Source organism: Ensifer sp. MJa1, from assembly GCF_037026475.1.
In the GTDB taxonomy this organism is placed as follows: domain Bacteria; phylum Pseudomonadota; class Alphaproteobacteria; order Rhizobiales; family Rhizobiaceae; genus Ensifer.
In genome coordinates this window covers 46,449-67,431 of record NZ_JAKUMO010000029.1, presented here as the reverse complement: position 1 = coordinate 67,431, position 20,983 = coordinate 46,449, and the positions used below count along the sequence as shown (strand labels likewise).

Genomic DNA, 20,983 nt, shown 5'->3' with positions numbered 1-20,983 from the left:
CTCTGGACCATGATCCAGCGCCGCCAAACCTTCAATCCCCTCACCAATGCTGCTTGACTTCCGCATTACGCAGCCTCTCCCCGTACGATCGCTTCGATGGTCTCTGCGCTAAACCCGACCTCGGCCAGAATTTCTTCCGTATGCTCGCCAAGCGAGGGGGCCGGTCTGCGCCAGACGCCCGGTGTTGCGGAAAGCCGGGGCACGATGTTGTGCATGGGCAGGCTGCCGAACTCAGGATCCTCAACGTCGACGATCACCTCACGTTCGGCGAAATGCGGGTCCGTAGCAGCATCGGCGATGTTGTAGATCGGTCCGACGGTCGCGCCGGCATCGCGCATGATTTGCAGGGCATCGTCATGATCGTGCCTTGCGAACCACCCGCCGACGGCCTCATCGACCAAGTCACGATTTTTCACGCGCTCGGAATTGGTCGCAAAACGCGGATCATTGTTCATGTCGGCACGGCCGATGATCTCGAAAATCCGCCTTGCGACCTGCGGCGTCGAGCCGGAGAGTGCCACGTATTTGCCGTCGCGGCAGCGGTAGACATTGCGCGGCGCGGCGGTGTTGGAGGCGCTGCCCACACGCTCCTTGATCTTGCCGGTCGTCTGATAAATCGCAGCCTCAGGGCCGAGCACCGAGAACATCGGCTCCAGCAGGGACAGGTCGATCACCTGTCCCTTAGCAAAGCCCCGATCGCGCGCAAGCAGCGCCGTCACGGTGGCGGAACTGCCATAGACACCGGCAATCATGTCCGCCAGCGCCAGCGGCGGCAGCACGGGCTCCCGGTCAGGGAAGCCGGTGCGGTAGGCAAACCCGCTCATGCCTTCGATAATCGTGCCGAAGCCGGGGAACTGGGCGTATGGGCCAGTCTGGCCGAAGCCGGAGATGCGGACGATGATCAGGTTGGGATTGCGGGCGTGCAGTGCCTCCGGCGACAGACCCATGCGCTCCAACGTTCCCGGCCGAAAGTTTTCGATGAAGACGTCGGCCGTTTCGATCAGAGCCCAAAGCGCCTGCATCGCGGCCGCTTGCCGAAGATTGAGAACGACGGAGCGTTTGTTGCGGCTATAGGTCTTCCAGTAGAGCGAGTGGCCGTCATCCTTCCAGTCCCGAAGCGGATCGCCGGTCGGCGGCTCGATCTTGATGACATCGGCACCGGCATCGGCCAACTGCAAGGAGAGCATGTTGCCGGCGACAAGACGGGAGAGATCGAGCACGCGTGTCCCGGCAAGCGGCCCCTTGGCAGCGGGATCGAAATGCCTCCTGGCGAAAGGTGTCATCGGATGCGCTCCCCGGTTTCCTTGCTGAAGAGCAGCACCTTGGCGGCATCGATCTCAAGCTTCACATCGTGGCCAGCCGACAACAGATTGCCGCCGTGAACGACCACCGAGATGTCCTCGCCGCCCATGTCGACGACAATTTCCTGGTCCTCCCCTGTCGGTTCGACCAGGCTGATCCGACCCGGCACACCCGTTGTCCCAAGCGCAATGTGCTGTGGGCGGATACCGCAAACGATGCGCATGCCCGGCTCGATCCGCCGTCCGAGCGGCAGTGAAATGCCGCCGCGGGTCAATGCCGTGTCACCGTCAGCGATTGCTTCTATGAGGTTGATCTCTGGAGAGCCAATGAAGCCGGCCACGAAAAGATTGTCGGGATCGTTGTAGAGATCAAGCGGTGCGCCAGCCTGCTCTATCCTGCCTCCATTCATCACCACGATCTTGTCGGCCATGGTCATTGCCTCGGTCTGGTCGTGGGTGACGTAGACCATTGTCCGGCGCAGACGCTGATGCAGCTTCTTGATCTCGCCGCGCATCTTCACGCGCAGCTTTGCATCAAGATTGGAAAGCGGCTCGTCGAACAGGAAGGCGCGCGGATCCCGCACGATGGCGCGTCCCATGGCGACGCGCTGGCGCTGGCCGCCGGAGAGTTCGCGCGGCAGGCGGTCGAGCAGCTTTTCCAGACCGAGGATTTCTGCCGCCTCCGTCACGCGCTTCTGGATCTCGGCTTTCGGCGCGCCGGCGAGCTTCAGCGCGAAGCTCATGTTCTCGGCGACCTTCATGTGCGGATAGAGCGCATAGGACTGAAAGACCATGGCGATGTCGCGCTCCTTCGCCGGCATGTCGTTGACGACCTTGCCGCCGATGGTGATGTCGCCGGCTGAAATATCCTCCAGCCCGGCGATCATGCGCAACAGCGTGGACTTGCCGCATCCCGAAGGGCCGACGAGCACGACGAATTCGCCGTCACCCATCTCCAGCGAGATGTTGTTGAGCACGGCGACACTACCGTAGCTCTTGCCGACACTTCTGAGCTCTATCTCGGACATGCTTCCTCCCTTCCTTTCTGCTTCGCGCGATTAGCGCTCGGCGACCTCGAGCCCGCCGATCGACATGCGCCCGGCCGAGGCCATGCGCAGCCCGGCCATGCCGTAGTGCAACGTCGCATCCTCCGCCTTGAGCACCTGCTCGCCATCAACGGAAAGCGTCAGTCTGCCACCTTGGACCGTGAGGTCGACCGCGTAGCTCCGGCCGTATTCGATGCGGAACGGGCTGCGAGCGAGGACCTTCGTGCCATGGTCTTCCAGAAGGATGACCGCTTCGCCATTCTGGAAGCCGGCGGCATAGAAGCGGCTGGTCCCTTGAGCGCGCGCCACGACGAGATGCGAGGCACCGGCGAGCGGCTGAAGCTCTGCCTTGACGCTCACGTCGCGGAGATAGGCATTGCCGGTCCAGGCATCCGCGTCGGTGGCGGTATGCGCGTGGATACGGCCCTGCTGCAGGCTCCAGTGACCGCGGTTCCAGGTAAAGCGCGTAATGCCGCCCCATTCCTGCGCTTCCTTTGCCGGTTCGATCACGACCCGCCCCTTGCCCGACACGGAGAAGTCCGAAAGGAACATCCGGCCAAGGAACTTCAGGCGACCGAAATATTCGACCAGGATGCCGATCTCATCGACCGCCTCGCCATTGCCGTCGGGGATGGTGAACTCATAGTCCTGCCAGCCGCTCGATGACGGCACGTGCCAGGAGCCTGTTTCCTCAATGGTGCCGCTCATGGCACGACGGACGTAAGGTGCCACGCGCAGGTTGCCGTCGCCATTCCACGGGTCGAGCCAGAGCTTGAACTTCACCGTCTGTCCGTCGTCGGCGAGCGGCGTGAACATCGGGCGGTAGCGCTCGTCGTCGAAGTCGGAGCGGCGATAGAAGGGCTTCCAGAAGATCCGCCCACCCTGGCCGCGCTCCAGTCGGTCAAGCAGGATTTCAAGCGATCCCCCGGCACTCTCGGTGTGCCGTTCCGTCGATGCCTTGACTGCGATCTGGTTGAACGGCTCGGTGCGGAAACCATGGGTGGCGCCAGGAGCGTCGAAATCAAAGCGCACGCCACGGCGCTCGAAATCATCCACCCAGAGCGCCGGCGCCTCGCGTCCCTGCAAGCGAAGAGCAAGCACCGTGAGCTCGCGGGCAAAGGACGGAACGTCGACGACGTTGATCGTACCGGTGACACCCGAAGCCACGACAAAGTCATTGAGCGGCTTGCGGTATTTATCCCAGCCCGGCTGAACCTTCTGCAAGGTGCCGACGATCGCACCGGCATTGCCGGCATTGCAGTCCGTGTCCCAGCCGGCCATGGTCGCGATCTCGACGGTGCGCGGCAGGTCTCCCTGGCCATAGATCAGCGCCATGACGAGAACGCCGGCGTTCGGAATGATGTGACAGACGCCCGGATAGCGATCATAGCCCCATTCCGCGGTCAGCATGTCGCGGCAGGCGCGCCAATCACTCGGGTTGCGGTCGTGGAAACGGAGTACAGTGCGAGACACCTTGGCATAGATGCTGTCGGCCGGGATCGTCGCCAGGCCCGTCTCGATAACGTCTTCGATGCTCTTGGCGATGAAGGCCTGGGCGATCGCCGCGGCGCAGAAACGGGCTCCATGCAACCCCTCGCCGTCATGGGCGACGCTTGCCGCACGCGCGGATGCTTCGGCTGCCGCCTTCGGGTCGGCCGGATGCACCCAGCCCCAGCTGTCTATGAAGATCTGGCCGCCGATCTGCTCGGCAATGGTGGTGCCGTTTTGCGCAATCGACCCGGATTGCGGCGCCGGGATGCCGGCCCGAAGGTTCCGGTAGGCGGTATGTTCGGTCGAGATGCCGAAGCCGCCCCACCAATACATGCCGTGTTCCTCGGCCGCATAGTTCAGCCAGGTCTTGCCGACCTCTTCGGCGGTTGCGCCGAGACCGTAGTCGCGCAGCGCCCGGATGAAATAGACCGGGCCGTTGGTGTCGTCATCCGCCGCGAAATTCTTGAAATCGCGCAGATACTCCGTCACCTCGCCATAGGTGTCCCGGATGCGCTCATAGCTCCAGATCGTTGGTTCGACGGGCGCGCCGAGACGTACGCCGATCGCCTTGCCGATGAAGCCGGAATAGATGCGCTCGAAGATTTCTGTGGTGCTGAGCATCGGATACTTTCGAATTCTAGAGACTGGAAACCTGGGTGAGTTCTGGGGCGGCAAAGAGCCCCGCGCGCGCCTGCGCGCGCACCGTTTCGCGTTTATGATCGGCTGCCTGGATCGCGCGCACCGTTTCGGTGAAGGCATCGGCGGAACGGAAGAGATCGAGCCTGTTGACGCGGTCGAGCTTAGAGGCCATCGCCCGGTCAATGATGCTCTCGCCGTGCATCGCGCCTAGGATCGCGCCAGCCATGACGCCGATCGAATCCGTATCGCGGCCCGAATTGATGCCGTCGACGATCGTCTTGTAAAAATCCCCGTCGTTGACAACGGCGAAGCCAAGCGCCAACGGCAGTTCCTCGATCGAGTGAAGCCGCGACGGCTGGTAGGCGTCGGTGGCGATGCCTACCTTCTGCGGCGTGTGCTGGACGTTGTCGCCCATCGGCGAATAGCGGGCGATGATCCGGTGGAATTCGGCGACAACCGTCTGATGGTCCGCGCCTTTCAGTGTACGCGCGGCGGCCACGATATCGGCAATCGCACTGCGCGTGCCGTCCTTGGCAACGGCGAGCGTTTCTTCGATGACGGTGTCGAGCGTGGTGCCCGGCACGAAAGCGGCAGCAACGGCAGCGGCAAGCACGCCGGCAGCCTCGAGGCCAAAACTCTGCTGATGGCCGGACGCAAAGGCGATCGCTTCGTCATAGGCGGCCTTCGGATCGCAGGCGTTGGCCACGCCGACAGGCGCGATGTACATGGCCGCGCCGCAGTTGACCATATTGCCGATGCCGCCCTGGCGCGGGTCGCATCCCGAGAGCTGATGGCGCTGGAAGATCCATTTTTCCGGGTAGAACAGCCGCTCGATCAGCATCGTTTCGCGTTGCAGTTCCGGTACCCAGCGCGGCGTCCAGGCGATCTCGCGCACCATGCCGGAAGCCATGTCCCAGGCATCAAGGTGACGCATCACGTCGTCATAGATCGACATGACGCTGAGTGTCATCAGCGTATCGTCGGTGACGATGCCGCCACCGCGGACACGGCCGTTGCGGGCCGCTTCGCTCTGCCTCATGCGGTGCCACTCCGTATCGAGCGACGTCACCCGGCCATAGCGTTCGCGGATTTCCCCTGCGGAGAGCTTTTCGACGGGCGCCCCGATGGCGTCGCCGTAGGCGACGCCAAAGAGAAGCGCACGAACCCGTCCCTTGAGGGAGAGCCCCGTTGCATCATTTGTCATTGAGAACCGTCCTTGCATATTCGGTCATTTTTTCGCCGCCGGCAGCGTTCCATTCGGAAACGAACTGGTCCCACTGATCCATCTTGGCTTCGCCGGAGACGAACTTGTACACCCAGGCCCGGTAGACGTTTTCCGTGGCATCGATGTCGGTGGCGTATTCCGCAGGCCAGACGAAGGCATTGTCCGGCTTGAAGTCGGCTGAGATCGTTTTCAGCGATTGCTGCGCGGCCTCGCTCAGCCACTGCACCGGCGGCTGCCAGTTTGCCGCAACGAGGAAGCGGGCGTACCAGGTGGCGAGCTTGTCCGTCGGCTTGATCGTTTCGCCGTCCTTGGTGAACTGCTCGCCTTCGAAGCCGAGGCGCTCGATCGCCTGACCCTCGGGGCTGGCGATGAAATCGAGCAGCTTGACGACCTCTTCCTTGTGCTCGGAGGTGGTCGCAATCGCGAGGCCGCGCGCTTCCTTGGAGACGTCGAGGGCCATCAGGCCTTGCCCAGCCGGACCCTTTGGCGGCGACAGCAGGCTCAGCGTTGTGTCGGCGTGAGCCTGGCGCATCTTGCCGCCATAGATATCGATGACCTCGGCCGACGAGCCGAAGATCACGCCGGCGCGACCGGAATAGAACTTGTCCTCCTTCACGTCCCACTTGGTGGTGATGAATTCCGGGTCGTAGAGCCCCTGTTCGCGCAGCGAAGCGTAGAAGGCGATCTTGGCCTTCTCCGCGCCCGAGACGCGGGCATGGATCCATTCGCCGGCATCATTCTTCATCCAGGTGCCGGTGACGCCAAAGGCCTGGTTGAAGATCGCGTCGAGTTCCTGCGTATTGTCGGCGGTCGTGACGCCATAGGTGTCAGCCTTGCCATTGCCGTCGAGGTCGCCGTCCTTGACCGCCTTGAACAGGGCAACATAGTCGTCTGTGGTCTTCGGCGCGGGAACGCCAGCCTTGTCGAGCCAGTCGGTGCGGATCACCGGCTGCGGGATCCGCGGCGGGTAGACATAGAGCAGGTAGGGATAGTTCTTCAGCCGCTCGACATTGTGCGGGAAGAGCGCGTCCTTGAGGTAGGTCGTCTTCGGGAGCCAGGTGTTCCAGTCCTCGAGCACGCCCTGTTCGGCCATCTTGGCGTCGCCGCCCTGGAAATAGATGAGATCCGGTATATCGCCAGACAAAAGCATCGCGCTCAGCTTGTCGGCATAGCCCGAAGACGGCAGGTCGATGATCTGGATGTGGATGTCGGTTCCCTTGGCCTTCAGCGCCTCCTCATAGGCCTTCATCAGCTTCACGTCGTCAGGATTGCTGGTCACCAGGTCTTTCGAGACGACGCGGATCGTCACCGGTTCGGCGAAGGCGGGCATCGCCACGCTCGCCATCAGTGCCATGGCCGTCGTTGCGCCAAGGATCAGTTTTCCAAGCATGTTTGTTCCTCCCAATATGCTTTGGCTTTTCTGTTTCGGTTCAGCATCGTCAGCCCTTCAACGCACCGCTCATGGTGCCCTTGGTGAAGAACTTCAGGATGAGTGGGTAGATCGCGAGGATCGGCGCGATGGTGAGCAGGATCATGCCGGCCTTCAGCGCCCGGATGTTGATCTGGCTGGCGCCAGTGTAGTTGTTGCTGTCGGCAACCCCGACCATGGCGAGTTTGTCGCCTTCGACCACGAACTGGCGCAGCACCACCTGCAGCGGCCATTTCGATTGGTCGTTAAGATAGATCATCGCCCGGAAGAACTCGTTCCAGTGAAAGACGAAATAAAAGAGCGCGATGGTGGCGAGCGCCGACTTGGCGAGCGGCAGGGCCACGTACCAGAAGATCTGGAAGGGATTGGCGCCGTCGAGTTCCGAGGCCTCGATCAGTTCCTTCGGCACCTCCTCGAAGAAGCGCACAAGAATGATCAGATACCAGGCATTGACGACCTTGAAGAGGATCAGCGACCAGTAGCTGTCGAGCAGACCGAGGCGCTTGTTGATGAAATAGTCCGGAATGATGCCCGGTTCAAAAACGATCGTCACCAACACGAAGACGAAGATGGCGCGCCGGCCCGGCAGGCCCGGACGGGAGAGCGCCCAGGCCATGAGCGCCGTCAGGATCACGCCGAGCGCAGTGCTCACCAGCGTGATGAAGATCGAATTGACGATGCCGCGCTGAACGGCCGGATTGTTGATCAGGAGGCCCCAGACGTCTGTCGAGAAGCCGTTCGGAATGACCGTCAGCCCGCTCATGCCGGCCACCTTGGCTGGATCTGAAAACGAAATGGCGAGCAGGTTCAGAAGCGGCTGGACGGTCATGACGACGAGAAACAATAGCGTGGAGACGATGATCGCGTATTCGAGCCGCTCGAGCGGCGTCCTGCGGATGTTGTGGGCGGCCATCACCATACCCCCTTGCCAGTGAGACGCTTGGACAGAAGGTGCGCTGCGACGATCATCAGCATGCCGAGCACGGCCTTGAAGAGGCCGGCGGCGGTCGCCAGCGAGTACTCGCCGGTCTGCAGGCCGATGCGGTAGACGTAGGTATCGATGATATCGATCTTGCTGCGCACGACGTCGTTGGAGAAGTTGATCACCTGGTTGAGGTCGGCATTCAGGAACATGCCGGCGTTCAGGATGAACAGTGTCGCGATCGTCGGCACGATGCCGGGGATGGTGACGTAGCGGATCTTCTGCCACCGGCTTGCGCCGTCGATCTCTGCGGCGTCGTAGAGTTCCTGGTCGATGGCGAGGATCGCCGCCAGGTAGAGCAGGCTGTCCCAGCCAGCCGAGCGCCAGATCTCCGAGAAGACCAGGACCCAGCGGATCGAGCCGGTATCGGTCATGAAGGAGACAGGTTGCATGCCGAAGAAGCCGAGCACGTCATTGACGGCGCCGTCACTCGGCGACAGAACCGCGATGAACACGCCGGCAATGACCACCCACGACAGGAAATGCGGCAGGTAGATCGCCGACTGAATGAACTTGCGGAAGGCGCCGCCGCGGATCTCGTTGAGCAGCAGCGCAACCACGATCGGGACCGGGAAGACGAAGACGATTTTCATCGTCGAGATGATCAGGGTGTTGGCCAGCACCTGCCAGAAGATCGGCGAGGAGAACAGCGTCTGAAAGTGCTTGATGCCGACCCAGATGTTCGGCGGGATGATGCGCAACTGCTCGAAGGCGATCTTGGCTTCCCAAATTGGGAAATAGTGAAAGATCACGAAGAAGATCAGGCCGGGCGCCATCATGACATAGTACGGCCACCACTGCCGCACACTGGCCGAGCGCGCGCAGCGATTCGTCATGGTAACGTTCCCACGCCGAGTCGCGGAATGGCTCTCCATCGATGCCTCACTGGTTGTCATGCTTATCCTCCAGCCGCCATGCGGACCGGCGCTTGCGCCGACAGGTCTGCAATCGACCCGCGTTGCACGAGCCGGCATGGCAGAAAGATGCGTCCGTGTTCGCCACGGCCGGCGATTTCATCAAGCAGGCTGTCGACGGCTCGAACGCCGATTTGCCGGCCGGGTTTCTCGATGGTTGTCAGCCCCGGCCAGGAGAAGGCCCCCGCCGGAATGCCGTCGAACCCCAAGACGGACACGTCATTTGGGCAAGAAAGGCCCGCCTCGCGAACCGCCATTATCGCTCCAAGCGCGATCAGGTCGTTGGCAGCGAACACGGCGAGGTGCTCCCTTCCCTTGCGCTCGAGCAGTCGCGTCATCGCCTGGTGGCCGCCCTCGACCGTGTATTCGGATTCCTCCATGGGCAGGATCGCCGGATCGATATCGCGCTCGACGCAATGTTCATGCACAGAGCGCAAAAAGCGCGCCCGCGCCAGACGTGAGCGCGGCCCCAAGAGCAAGGCGGGTTGACGATGGCCGCTCGCCGCCAGCACGTCCATGCCCAGCCGAACTGCCTGGGCGATATCGGAGCCGACGCTCGATGTATCGGGGAAACGCTCCGCACTCGAACCGATCAGTACAAAGGGAAGGCCAAAGCGACTGAGATCGCCGAAGTTGTCGGCGACGGGGTTGATGATCGCGCCATCAACGCGCGCCCGGCGAAGCGATCGCAAATGGGTCGCTTCCTTGTCCGCATCCCAATCGGACGAAAAGATCAGGAGCGAAATATCCTCGCGAGCGGCGCGATCCTGGGCACCACGGGCCACCTCGGCCCAAAACGGGTTGGTAACGTCAGGAATGACGATGGCAAGCAAGCCGCTGCGCCCGGAACGCATGCCGACCGCAAGCTGATTGGGCTCGTAGCCTGTGGCGGTGACCGCCTTTAGGACGCGGTCACGCGCCTCCTCAGAGATGTTGGTCGAGCCTCCGAGCACACGCGCGACGGTGCTCTTTGAGACACCCGCGTGTTTGGCGACATCGATGATGGTCGCCCTCCGGCCCGCAACATTGTTCACTGCTATCCTCCCGATAGTCGATCAGAACCGCAAAACAGCGCCGACCGATCTGTGGGAACGTTACCACGGTGTCGATCACTTTGACAATACCCCTTCCGCCCTTGCTGCAAACAACAGATCTTCCCGGGCGAAAGGGGAGGCCGAAAAGGGTATCGAGGAGCTCTGGATATGGCGCGAGAAGGGCGGGGGCATCGGTCCCGTTCTCCTTCGGGCTAGTAAGACTTCCTACTTGGCGCAGAGAGTGGGAACCGGGGGCTTCGTGCCGCTGCAAAGGCACTGGAGGGGTTCCGCTGGGCCAGCCCTTGTCGCCGCTCGCCCGAGGCAGCGGCGACAATGCGTGCTTGGGTGATGCTCAGGCAGCGATCAGCGTTCGCGTTAGCGGGTGCCCGGCATCGGCGAGGCCGTCAATGACGTTGAAATGGTGCCTGTCCGGCTCCACGATGGTGGCTGTGGTCGCCCCAAGCCCGGTCCAGATATTGGCAAGCAGGGCATTCTGGCGCAGGAATTCCGCGCGCTCGCCGCCACCGGCCCAGCAGGTGACGCGGGCATTCGGCATCGGCCGCAGCAGGGCCGGGCTCTCCGCAAGTGCTTCTGCCTCGTCAATGGCAAGCCGTTCGTTCATGGCCGTTAGCATGATCGGACGCAGGTCGTGCACGCCCGAGATCGAGACGACGTTGCGGATACGCTGCTGGACTTCAGGCGAAAGCGGCGCGGTTGCCGTGATCATCCGGCTGACGAGATGGCCGCCGGCCGAATGGCCGGTCAGCATCAACGGGCCATCGACCAGCTTGGCAGCCTCGCCGATTGCGGCGCCGATCTCCTCGACGATGCCCCCGATGCGGATCTCCGGGCAGAGCGTGTAGGACGGCATGCCTACCGCATAACCGTTGGCAACGGCACCTGCTGCCAGATGCGACCAGAAGCTCTTGTCGAGCTGCAGCCAGAAGCCGCCATGCACGAAGACCACCAGGCCTTTGGCCGGGCCATCCGGGAAGAAAAGGTCCATCCGGTTTCTCGCTCGCTCGCCATAGGCAACGTCGAGTTTCGCCCGTCCTGAAGCCGAAAGCGCATTGCGGAATTCCTCGGCAGGTCCAACCCATGCCTCCGGCCACCGATCACCCCGTGCAATGTTTACGCCATTGGCATAGGCGTCGTTCCAATCGGAAACACGGTGTTCCAGCATCGATGAAATCCTCCCTTTGATGTCCCCTCAGGCATAGCAATCGCGCGCGCCATCGGGAAACGCAATGCCGCTGCGCAAAAAAACTTTAGGCTTGAAATAATTTTGGACTGGTGCGATGCTGCCCCATGTTCAGCCGAGAAGTGGAGGTCTCGCTGTGCCAATCACGATTTCCGGGACCGTCGGCGCGACGGCACGCCTCATCGGCAGCGATGTGGCGATGGTCGCGACATGCCTGCACGCCCGGGCTCGTCGACACCGCAAGACTTTTATCCGGCTTTGAAAGATGCCTGGGCAACAGGCAGGAACTGAACAAGGGAACAGCCGCCACATGCTTGGACCGACTTCGCACGTCGATACGTTCACCCGCGATCATCTGCCGCCACCGGAAGAATGGCCGGAGTTTCTGCTCGAGGGCTTCGACTACCCGGATCACCTCAACGCCGCCGTCGAACTGACGGACGCGATGGTGGCCAGAGGGTTCGGCGACCACACCGCGCTGATCGGCAATGGTCGCAGGCGAACCTACAAGGAACTGTCCGACTGGACGAACCGGCTGGCGCATGCGCTGGTCGAGAACTACGGCGTAAAACCCGGGCATCGCGTGCTGATCCGGTCGGCCAACAATCCGGCCATGGTCGCCTGCTGGCTTGCGGCCACCAAGGCCGGCGCGGTCGTCGTCAACACCATGCCGATGCTCAGGGCCGGGGAACTGACCAAGATCGTCGACAAGGCCGAGATCAGCCTCGCGCTCTGCGATACCCGTCTGATGGACGAAATGATCGCCTGCGCCAAAGACAGCCACTACCTGAAACAGGTGGTAAGCTTCGACGGGACCGCGAACCACGACGCCGAACTCGACCGGATCGCGCTCGACAAGTCGGTGGTCTTCGAGGCAGTTCACACCGGTCGCGACGACGTGGCGCTTCTTGGTTTCACCTCGGGCACGACAGGCGTTCCGAAGGCAACGATGCATTTCCATCGCGATCTCCTCATGATCGCAGACGGCTATGCCCGTGAGGTGCTCGGGGTCACGCCCGAAGACGTCTTCGTCGGCTCGCCGCCGCTCGCCTTCACCTTCGGCCTTGGCGGCCTCGCGATCTTCCCCTTGCGATTCGGTGCGGCCGCAACGTTGCTCGAGCATGCGACGCCCGCCAACATGGTGGAGATCATCGAGAAGTACAAGGCGACGATCTCGTTCACCGCGCCGACAGCCTACCGGGCGATGATGAAGGCGATGGACGCTGGCGCCGATCTCTCGTCCCTGCGCGTGGCGATTTCGGCTGGCGAAACGCTGCCGGGGCCGGTCTTCGAAGAATGGACAGCGAAAACCGGCAAGCCCATCCTCGACGGCATCGGCGCGACCGAGATGCTGCACATCTTCATTTCCAACCGCTTCGAGGACCGCAAGGCTGCCTCGACCGGCAAGCCGGTCCGTGGCTACGAAGCGCGCATCGTCGACGATGAGATGCGGGAGGTGCCGCGCGGCACGATCGGCAGGCTTGCCGTGCGCGGCCCGACCGGCTGCCGCTACATGTCGGATGCCCGCCAGCGCGACTATGTGCGCGACGGCTGGAACCTGACCGGCGACGCATTCTATCAGGACGAGGACGGGTTTTTCCATTTCGCCGCCCGTTCGGACGACATGATTGTCACCGCCGGCTACAACATCGCCGGCCCCGAGGTCGAGGCGGCCCTGATCGCCCATCCGGAGGTCGCCGAATGTGCCGTCGTCGGCGCACCCGACGCCGACCGCGGCCAGATCGTCGAAGCCTATGTCGTACTGGTATCGGGCATCTCGGCGGACGACGCGACGATCAAGCGGCTGCAGGATCACGTGAAGGCGACGATCGCGCCCTACAAATATCCGCGATCGGTCAAATTCCTGGACAGCCTGCCGAAAACAGCCACGGGCAAGATCCAGCGGTTCCGATTGCGGTCGGAGAACTGAAACCATGAGCAAATCATACGACCCTTCGAGAGAAGGCGCCCAGATGTCGTTCAAGGGACGCATGTCCTACAGCGACTACCTGATGCTGGAAAAGGTGCTGGATGCGCAGGAGCCTCTTTCCAAGGCCCATGACGAGATGCTGTTCATCATCCAGCATCAGACGTCGGAGCTCTGGATGAAGCTCGCGCTGCACGAGATCAACGCTGCGGTTCGCTCGATCCGCGACGACCGGCTGGAGCCGGCCTTCAAGATGCTGACGCGGGTCGCGCGCATCTTCGAGCAGTTGAACAGTGCCTGGGACGTGCTGCGCACGATGACGCCCAGCGAATACACCACGTTCCGCGAATCTCTTGGCCAATCCTCCGGCTTCCAGTCCTGGCAGTACCGGGCAATCGAATTTCTTGCCGGCAACCGCAACGTCGCCATGCTGGGACCGCACGCGCATCGCGCCGACATCATGGAAAAGCTTGAGGCGATCCTGGCCGCCCCGTCGCTCTATGACGAAGCGATCCGGCTGCTTTCGCGCAACGGCTTCGACGTCGGCGAGGAGGCTGAGCGGACCGACTGGCGCGAAACCCGCACGGAAAGCGACAAGGTCTTTGCCGCCTGGCAGGTCGTCTATCGCGACCCCGAGCGCTACTGGATGCTCTACGAGCTTGCCGAAAAGCTCGTCGATTTCGAGGACTACTTTCGCCGTTGGCGCTTCAATCACGTCACGACGGTCGAGCGCATCATCGGCATGAAACGCGGAACCGGGGGAACATCCGGCGCGTCCTATCTGAAAAAGATGCTCGAAGTGGAACTTTTCCCCGAGCTCTGGCACGTGCGCACAGGTCTCTGATAGAACACAACTCAAAAGGGAACCTATAAGAGGAGAACAGCATGAACCGCATTCTGGCAGCGAGCCTTCTTGGCCTCTCGCTTGCAACGTCGAGCCTTGCCCATGCCGAGCCGGTGAAGATCGGCGTGATCACCACGCTTTCGGGCGGCGGCGCCGGCCTCGGCATCGACATGCGCGACGCCTTCACGCTGGCGATCAAGCAGTCGGGCAACAAGGACGTGGAACTGGTGATCGAGGACGATGCCCAAAAGCCGGAACTCGCGGTGCAGATCGCCGAGAAGATGATCCAGGGCGACAAGGTCGACCTGATGACCGGCATCATCTGGTCAAACCTCGCCATGGCCGTCGTGCCGAACACGGTGGCGCAGGATGTCATCTATCTCTCGCCGAATGCCGGTCCGTCGGCGCTTGCCGGCGCGAACTGCAATCCGAACTATTTCAACGTCGCCTACCAGAACGACAACTTCCACGAGGCGATGGGGCAATACGCCAACAAGGACTACAAGAACGCCTTCATCCTGGCGCCCAACTACCCGGCGGGCAAGGACGCGCTGACCGGGTTCAAGCGCTATTACAAGGGCGCGCTAGCAGGTGAGATCTACACCCAGGTCGGCCAGACGGACTATGCCGCCGAAATCGCGCAGATCCGCGCCTCCGGCGCCGACAGTGTCTACTTCTTCCTGCCCGGCGGCATGGGCATCGCCTTCATGAAGCAATATGCGCAATCGGGCGTGAACATCCCGGTTACGGGCCCGGGCTTCTCCTTCAGCCAGGACGTACTGCCGGCGATCGGCGATGCCGCACTTGGCGTCAAGAACTCCGCCACCTGGTCCAAGGACCTCGACAACGAGGCCAACAAGAAGTTCGTGGAAGCCTTCAAGGCCGAGTACAAGCGCCTGCCGTCGATCTATGCGGCGCAGAGCTGGGATACGGCAAACCTGATCCTTGCAGCCCTTTCCAAGGCAAGCGTCAAGGACAAGGACGCCTTCCGCGCAGCACTCAAGGCGGCGGACTTCCAGTCCGTTCGCGGCAAGTTCACCTTCAACACCAACAACCACCCGATCCAGAACATCTACGTTCGCGAGGTGGTGAAGGAAGACGACGGCGTGCTCACCAACATGATCATCGCCACCGCTTTCGAAGATCACAAGGACGCCTACGCCGACAAGTGCAGCATGTAGTGCCACGGCGCGCCTGTTATCGCCCGGATGCCCGGCCTTATGGGGCCGGCATCCGGCCGGTGATCCATGTCCTCCTGATATGAAGCTTGGACCGGTCCCTTGTTCACCGCACTCCTGATCGAACAACTGCTCAACGGGCTGCAGCTCGGCGTGATGCTTTTTCTGATGGCCGCCGGCCTGACGCTGATCTTCGGCGTCATGGGCCTCATCAACCTCGCCCACGGCTCGCTCTACATGATCGGCGCATTCGCCTGCGCTACGGTCGCGGCCGCAACCGGCTCCTTCTGGATAGGGTTGATCGCCAGCCTCACGGCGGCCGCCGGCGTCGGCGCGATCATCGAGGTCGCCGTCATCCGCAGGCTCTATAGTCGGGATCACCTCGATCAGGTGCTCGCCACCTTCGCCCTGATCCTGATCCTCTCGGAGGGTTCGCGCTGGCTCTTTGGTTCGTTCCCGCTCTATCTCGACATCCCGCCTCTGCTTCAAGGGGCGGTACCTCTTCCCGGCGGTGGCCAGTACCAGCTCTATCGTCTGGCAATCATCGGTGTCGGCATCGCGGTCGCCGTCGGCCTCTACCTGCTCATTTCGAGAACCCGGCTCGGCATGCGTATTCGCGCCGGCGAATCCGATCGCGAGATGATCGCCGCGCTCGGCGTCGATATCGGCACGCTCTATACGGTGGTTTTTGCGCTTGGTGCAGCGCTTGCCGGGCTTGCCGGTGCGCTTGTCGGTGCGTTGCAGTCGGTCCAGGTCGGCATGGGTGAGCCGGTGCTGATCCTCGCCTTCGTGGTCATCGTGATCGGCGGCATAGGCTCGATCAAGGGTGCTCTTGTCGGCGCCGTCATCGTCGGCGTCGTCGACACCATGGGCCGCTTCCTGCTCCCTTCACTGCTTTCGCTGACGATGCCCGCGTCGCAGGCGACCACGATCGGCGCAGCACTCGCCTCCATGCTGATCTACGTCGTCATGGCCCTCATCCTCGCCTTCAGGCCAAGCGGCCTGTTTGCGGCACAGTCTTGAGGTCGAGATGAACCGCGAAACCAGCGTCAACCTGTTCCTTGCCCTGCTTCTTCTCGGCGCACCGCTTTTGGCCGCCAGCATGGGCGAACCCTTCTATGTCACGCTTGCGACCCGCGTCGCGGTCCTGGCGCTTGCGGCGGTGGGGCTCAATCTCGCGCTCGGACTCGGTGGGCTCCTCTCCTTCGGTCATGCGGCCTTCTTCGGGCTCGGCGGCTACGTCGCCGGCATCCTGGCAACGCATGCGTTCAACGCGGAACCACTCTTCGCTGATATCGCCGCAACGACATCGATGCCGCTCATCTGGGTGACAGCCATCGCCGTCGCCGGGCTCGTGGCATTGCCGATCGGCGCGGTCAGCCTGCGCACATCAGGCGTCTATTTCATCATGATCACTCTCGCCTTCGCGCAGATGATCTATTACTTCGCAATCTCCTGGCCGGCCTATGGCGGCGAGGACGGCCTGTCGCTGTCGGTGCGCAACGCCTTTCCCGGCGCCAACACCGCCAAGCCGCTCTCCTATTTCCTGATCTGTTACGCCGCGCTGATGGCGACGCTGCTTCTGTTCCGCGTCGTCGAAGGCTCGCGCTTCGGCAGTGCGCTGCAGGCGGCAAGACAGAACGGAACGCGCCTTGCCGCCGTCGGCGTCGCGCCATTCAACATCCGGCTCGTCGCCTTTGCCGTCTCCGCCATGATCACCGGATTTGCTGGTGCGCTCTATGCCGACCTCAATCGCTTCGTTGGTCCTTCGATGCTCTCCTGGCACATGTCGGGCGAACTGATGGTGCTCATCATTCTCGGCGGCAAGGGGCGCCTGTTCGGGCCTGTCGCCGGAGCGATGATCTTCGTCTTCCTCGAATATGTGCTCGGCGGCATCACCGAGCGTTGGCAGTTCTTCCTCGGCCTCATCCTGCTCGGTATCGTGCTCTTTGCGCGCGGTGGATTGCTGGGCCTTCTTTCCGGAAAGCCGCGCCATGTCTGAGCCCGTTCTTGAAATCCGCGAGCTGAGAAAATCCTTCGGCGCTCTCAAGGCGACCGACGGCGTAAGCCTCGATCTTCGCCCCGGGCAGATCCACGCGCTGATTGGCCCGAACGGCGCCGGCAAGAGTACGCTGATCCACCAGATCGCCGGCTCGCTCAGGGCCGACAGTGGCACGATCCGGTTCCTGGGCAACGACATTGGTGGGCTCGACATGGCCGCCCGCGCGCGGCTTGGCCTTGCGCGCAGCTTCCAGATCTCCTCGCTGGCGCAGGAATTCTCGGCACTTCGCAACGTCATGCTGGCGGTGCAAGCAAGCCAGGGCAGCAGCTTCCGCTTCTTCCGCCAGGTGACCCGCGACAAGGCCCTGATCGAACCGGCGATGGCAATGTTGGAGCGCGTCGATCTTGCTGCACGCGCAAATGTGCCAGCAGCAGAACTTTCGCACGGTGAACGCCGGCAGCTTGAGATCGCCATCGCGCTCGCACTTTCGCCGAAGGCTTTCCTGTTTGATGAGCCCATGGCCGGCATGGGGCCGGAGGGATCCAAGCGGCTGACCACCTTCCTCGACGGCTTGCGCCACGAAGCGCCGATGTTGCTGGTCGAACACGACATGGATGCGGTCTTTGCACTCGCCGACCGCATATCCGTGCTCGTTTATGGGCGCATCATCGCGAGCGGCACCGTCGACGAAATCCGCAGCGACCCGGAGGTCCGCCGCGCCTATCTGGGAGAAGCCGCGTGAGCTTGCTCGAAATCAAGGGCCTCGAAACCTTCTATGGCGCCTCCCAGGCGCTGTTCGGCGTCAACCTCGACGTCAGGGAAGGCGAGGTGGTCGCGCTCATGGGCCGCAACGGCATGGGCAAGACGACAACGATTAACTCCATCCTCGGTCTCGTCCGGCCGCGCGCGGGTGCAATCAGCTTTGCCGACAAGCCGATCTTCGGCATGCGGCCGCACCGGATTGCCAGGCTCGGTCTTGGCCTCGTGCCCGAGGGGCGGCGTTGTTTCCCCAACCTCACGGTTCGGGAGAATCTCGTTGCGACAGCCCGGGGCAGCGCATGGACGCTCGACAAAGTGGTAACCCTCTTTCCGCGCCTCGGCGAGCGGCGCGACCAATACGCCAATACGCTCTCGGGCGGCGAACAGCAGATGCTTGCCGTCGGCCGCGCGCTGATGACAAATCCCAGCCTGCTCATTCTCGACGAGGCGACCGAGGGGCTGGCGCCGGTGATCCGGCAGGACATCTGGTCGGCAATCCGAACCTTGAAGGCGGCAGGCCAGTCGATCCTCGTCGTCGACAAGACGCTGTCGGAACTGCTGCCGGTTGCCGATCGCTGCTTCGTGCTGGAGAAAGGCGCGACTGTTTTCGAAGGGTCTCCAGCGGCGCTGACGCCTGAGCTTCAGGATCGCTATCTCGGCGTCTGAGGCTGCGGCTCAGGCCGAGGGAATGCCACCGCCAAGCACCGTGGAATAGGCAGCAGCGTCGATGTTGCCACCCGAGATCACGCACACGATGTTGCCCTTGAGATCCGGCCGGGCGATCGCGGCCGCGAGCGAGGCGGCTCCCGCGCCCTCGGCGACGACCTTGGCCTTCCTGAAGAGAAGCCGCATTGCGTCGGTGACCTCGGCGGGGCTGACGGCGATCGCTCCATCGATCAGGTCCCGCACGACCGGCCAGAGCTGCGGTACCAGTGATGGCGCGCCGATGCTCTTGATGAAGGATGGTCGCGTTTCGATCGTCACGATCTTTCCTGCGTCAAGGGCCGCAGAGACCGGAGCGGCGCTGCTGTCCTCGACTGCATAGACCCGGATCGGCCGGGATCCTGCCTTGACCGCACTTGCGACCCCGGTGGTCATGCTGCCGCCGCCAAAGGGCGTGAGCACCACATCCACATCAGGCAGGTCCTCGATGATTTCCATGCCGATCGAACCGTTGCCGGCGAGCACCGCCTGATCGGTCACCGGATTGATCAGCAGTTCGGGCGCCGCCGGCCGCTCCGCGCCGACGATGTAATCCCACCACGTCTCCTGGGTGATGAAGCGCACCTCGCCGCCAAGCGCACGCACGCCGTCGATCTTGGTTTGCGGCGCACCGCGATACATGTAGGCAACCATCGGTACGCCGATGAAGCGCGCGGCCCAGGCCATGCCATAGGCCATGTTGCCGGAACTGGTGACCGCCACGCCGTTGCTGAGATCGGCCGGATCGCGCGACATGAGGGAATTCAAAGCCGGACGAAGCTTGAAGGCGCCGATTGGTGACAGCGTCTCCAGCTTCAGAAAGATCTGCCGGTCGGAAAAGCCGAGGTCGAGCTTCACCAAGGGCGTCCGCGCGAAATGGGGCGCGATGCGGCTGCGCGCCTCGACGATTTCCGATAGTGTCGGACGGCGTGGCATGATCACTGCGAAAGTCTCCTCTTGCAGCCCTCCATGTTCAGGGACGCGGATCGTGGCCCATGAACCGGCCAGGTCGCGGGCGGCGAGCCGCCCGCCTAATGTTTGTCGATCGAGATCAGGTCACAGCCGCGCGGACCGCATAGCGCGCGTCCTGCCATGCGGCCGTGCGCAGGATCTTTTCGAGGATATCGACCGCCTGCCAAACGTCGGCATAGCTGACATAGAGCGGCGTGAAGCCGAAGCGCATCGTCGTCGGCGCGCGGAAATCGCCGATGACGCCGCGGGCAATGAGCGCCTGCATGATCTCGTAGCTGTTTGGGTGGCTGAACGACACCTGGCTTCCGCGCTTCGCGCCATCACGCGGGCTTTCGAGCTCGAGGCCGTAGGCGCCGCATCTCGCTTCGACGAGCGCAATGAAGAGGTCCGTGAGCCGGATGCTCTTTTCACGCAGTTGCGCCATGTCGACCGCATCCCAGACGTCGAGCGCGCCCTTTAGCGCGCGCAGCGACAGGATCGGCTGCGTGCCGCAGAGGAAACGGCGAATGCCCTCGCCGGCGGCATAGTGCTTCTCGAAGGCGAAGGGCCGCGCATGGCCCCACCAGCCGGTGAGCGGCTGGCGGATAGCGCCGTGGTGGCGGGTGGCGGCGTAGATGAAGGCAGGCGCGCCAGGGCCGCCGTTCAGGTACTTGTAGGTGCAGCCGACGGCGAAATCGACATTGGCGCCGTCGAGATCGACCGGCAGGGCACCGGCCGTGTGGCAGAGATCCCAGATGATCAGCGCGCCATGTTCGTGCGCCTTGCGCGTCAGCGCCGCCATGTCTCGCAACTCGCCGGACTTGTAGTTCACGTGGTTGACAAGAACCACGGCAACACTGCCGTCGATCAGGTCCTCGATCTCGGGCGCATCGACCCCTTCGAGCAGCAACGAAGCGCCCGGACGCGTCGAGACCACGCCCTCGGCCATATAGAGATCGGTCGGGAAACTGCCGCCTTCGCTGACGATCACCGATCGGTCGGGCCGCAGCGCCATGGCCGCATGCAGGGCCTTGTAGATGTTGATCGACGTGGTGTCGCAAACAACCGTCTGGCCGGCAGCCGCTCCGATCAGACGCCCGACCCGGTCGCCGAGCACAAGCGGCATCTCGAACCAGCCGGCCGTGTTCCAGCTGCGGATGAGGTCCTGGCCCCATTCCTCGGCGGCGGCCTTGCGCAGTTCGTCGAAGGCGGCGGTCGAGGCGACGCCAAGCGAGTTGCCGTCGAGATAGATAAGACCCTCCGGCAGGATGAAGCGCTCGCGCATCGGGCCGAGCACGTCCGCCGCATCCATGGCCTTTATCGCAGCAAAATCTGGAACAACATTCATGAAGGTGGTC

18 protein-coding genes are annotated in these 20,983 nt (G+C 62.8%); 7 read left to right on the top strand and 11 right to left on the bottom strand.

From position 1 onward, the window contains the following. Window positions 1–65: 65 nt before the first annotated feature. The 9 genes from MKZ91_RS27835 to MKZ91_RS27795 all read right to left on the bottom strand — a co-directional run bounded on the left by MKZ91_RS27835 (window position 66) and on the right by MKZ91_RS27795 (window position 11,244). Window positions 66–1,283 (bottom strand): CaiB/BaiF CoA transferase family protein, encoded by a 1,218-nt coding sequence (locus MKZ91_RS27835; RefSeq protein ID WP_336174281.1) that lies wholly within the window; start codon window positions 1,281–1,283, stop codon window positions 66–68. After that, window positions 1,280–2,329 (bottom strand): ABC transporter ATP-binding protein, encoded by a 1,050-nt coding sequence (locus tag MKZ91_RS27830; protein ID WP_336174280.1) that lies wholly within the window; start codon window positions 2,327–2,329, stop codon window positions 1,280–1,282. The genes MKZ91_RS27835 and MKZ91_RS27830 overlap by 4 nt, the downstream gene beginning before the upstream one ends. 30 nt (window positions 2,330–2,359) lie before the next feature. After that, the gene (locus MKZ91_RS27825; RefSeq protein WP_336174279.1) at window positions 2,360–4,459 is read right to left on the bottom strand and encodes an ADP-ribosylglycohydrolase family protein; all 2,100 of its coding nucleotides are present in this window, start codon (window positions 4,457–4,459) and stop codon (window positions 2,360–2,362) included. A 16-nt stretch (window positions 4,460–4,475) separates the two neighbouring features. Further along, window positions 4,476–5,681 (bottom strand): ADP-ribosylglycohydrolase family protein, encoded by a 1,206-nt coding sequence (locus MKZ91_RS27820; RefSeq protein ID WP_336174278.1) that lies wholly within the window; start codon window positions 5,679–5,681, stop codon window positions 4,476–4,478. Further along, window positions 5,671–7,092, bottom strand: coding sequence for an extracellular solute-binding protein (locus MKZ91_RS27815; protein ID WP_336174277.1), 1,422 nt, complete (start codon window positions 7,090–7,092; stop codon window positions 5,671–5,673). Before MKZ91_RS27815 ends, MKZ91_RS27820 begins: the two co-directional genes overlap by 11 nt. A 49-nt stretch (window positions 7,093–7,141) precedes the next feature. Then, entirely contained in the window at window positions 7,142–8,044 is a 903-nt protein-coding gene (locus tag MKZ91_RS27810) for a carbohydrate ABC transporter permease (protein WP_336174276.1), read from the bottom strand. Continuing rightward, window positions 8,044–8,949 (bottom strand): ABC transporter permease, encoded by a 906-nt coding sequence (locus MKZ91_RS27805; RefSeq protein WP_336174275.1) that lies wholly within the window; start codon window positions 8,947–8,949, stop codon window positions 8,044–8,046. The genes MKZ91_RS27810 and MKZ91_RS27805 overlap by 1 nt, the downstream gene beginning before the upstream one ends. 62 nt (window positions 8,950–9,011) lie before the next feature. After that, window positions 9,012–10,061 (bottom strand): LacI family DNA-binding transcriptional regulator, encoded by a 1,050-nt coding sequence (locus MKZ91_RS27800; RefSeq protein WP_336174274.1) that lies wholly within the window; start codon window positions 10,059–10,061, stop codon window positions 9,012–9,014. A gap of 352 nt (window positions 10,062–10,413) precedes the next feature. Next, on the bottom strand, window positions 10,414–11,244 hold the full coding sequence (locus MKZ91_RS27795) for an alpha/beta hydrolase (RefSeq protein WP_336174273.1): 831 nt from the start codon (window positions 11,242–11,244) through the stop codon (window positions 10,414–10,416). Window positions 11,245–11,572: 328 nt separating this feature from the next. On the opposite strand from MKZ91_RS27795, the gene MKZ91_RS27790 reads away from it, so the two are divergent. The 7 genes from MKZ91_RS27790 to MKZ91_RS27760 all read left to right on the top strand — a co-directional run bounded on the left by MKZ91_RS27790 (window position 11,573) and on the right by MKZ91_RS27760 (window position 18,638). After that, a complete protein-coding gene (locus tag MKZ91_RS27790; RefSeq protein WP_336174272.1) occupies window positions 11,573–13,192 on the top strand; it encodes a benzoate-CoA ligase family protein in 1,620 nt (539 codons plus the stop codon). Between the two features lie 4 nt (window positions 13,193–13,196). Then, window positions 13,197–14,033 (top strand): tryptophan 2,3-dioxygenase, encoded by an 837-nt coding sequence (gene kynA / locus MKZ91_RS27785; protein ID WP_336174271.1) that lies wholly within the window; start codon window positions 13,197–13,199, stop codon window positions 14,031–14,033. Between the two features lie 41 nt (window positions 14,034–14,074). After that, window positions 14,075–15,214, top strand: coding sequence for an ABC transporter substrate-binding protein (locus MKZ91_RS27780; protein ID WP_336174270.1), 1,140 nt, complete (start codon window positions 14,075–14,077; stop codon window positions 15,212–15,214). Window positions 15,215–15,313: 99 nt separating this feature from the next. After that, entirely contained in the window at window positions 15,314–16,234 is a 921-nt protein-coding gene (locus MKZ91_RS27775) for a branched-chain amino acid ABC transporter permease (protein ID WP_336174269.1), read from the top strand. 7 nt (window positions 16,235–16,241) lie between these two features. Continuing rightward, a complete protein-coding gene (locus MKZ91_RS27770) occupies window positions 16,242–17,213 on the top strand; it encodes a branched-chain amino acid ABC transporter permease (RefSeq protein ID WP_336174268.1) in 972 nt (323 codons plus the stop codon). Then, window positions 17,206–17,955 carry an ABC transporter ATP-binding protein gene (locus tag MKZ91_RS27765; RefSeq protein WP_336174267.1) on the top strand — a complete coding sequence of 250 codons (750 nt, stop codon included), beginning with the start codon at window positions 17,206–17,208 and terminating at the stop codon, window positions 17,953–17,955. Before MKZ91_RS27770 ends, MKZ91_RS27765 begins: the two co-directional genes overlap by 8 nt. Next, window positions 17,952–18,638 (top strand): ABC transporter ATP-binding protein, encoded by a 687-nt coding sequence (locus MKZ91_RS27760; protein WP_336174266.1) that lies wholly within the window; start codon window positions 17,952–17,954, stop codon window positions 18,636–18,638. The genes MKZ91_RS27765 and MKZ91_RS27760 overlap by 4 nt, the downstream gene beginning before the upstream one ends. Window positions 18,639–18,647: 9 nt before the next feature. Here the strand turns inward: MKZ91_RS27760 and MKZ91_RS27755 are convergent, their stop codons facing one another. Together MKZ91_RS27755 and kynU are read right to left on the bottom strand one after the other, a co-directional pair. Continuing rightward, on the bottom strand, window positions 18,648–19,610 hold the full coding sequence (locus tag MKZ91_RS27755) for a threonine ammonia-lyase (protein WP_336174284.1): 963 nt from the start codon (window positions 19,608–19,610) through the stop codon (window positions 18,648–18,650). Window positions 19,611–19,725: 115 nt separating this feature from the next. Then, on the bottom strand, window positions 19,726–20,973 hold the full coding sequence (gene kynU, locus MKZ91_RS27750; RefSeq protein ID WP_336174265.1) for a kynureninase: 1,248 nt from the start codon (window positions 20,971–20,973) through the stop codon (window positions 19,726–19,728). Window positions 20,974–20,983: the final 10 nt, after the last annotated feature.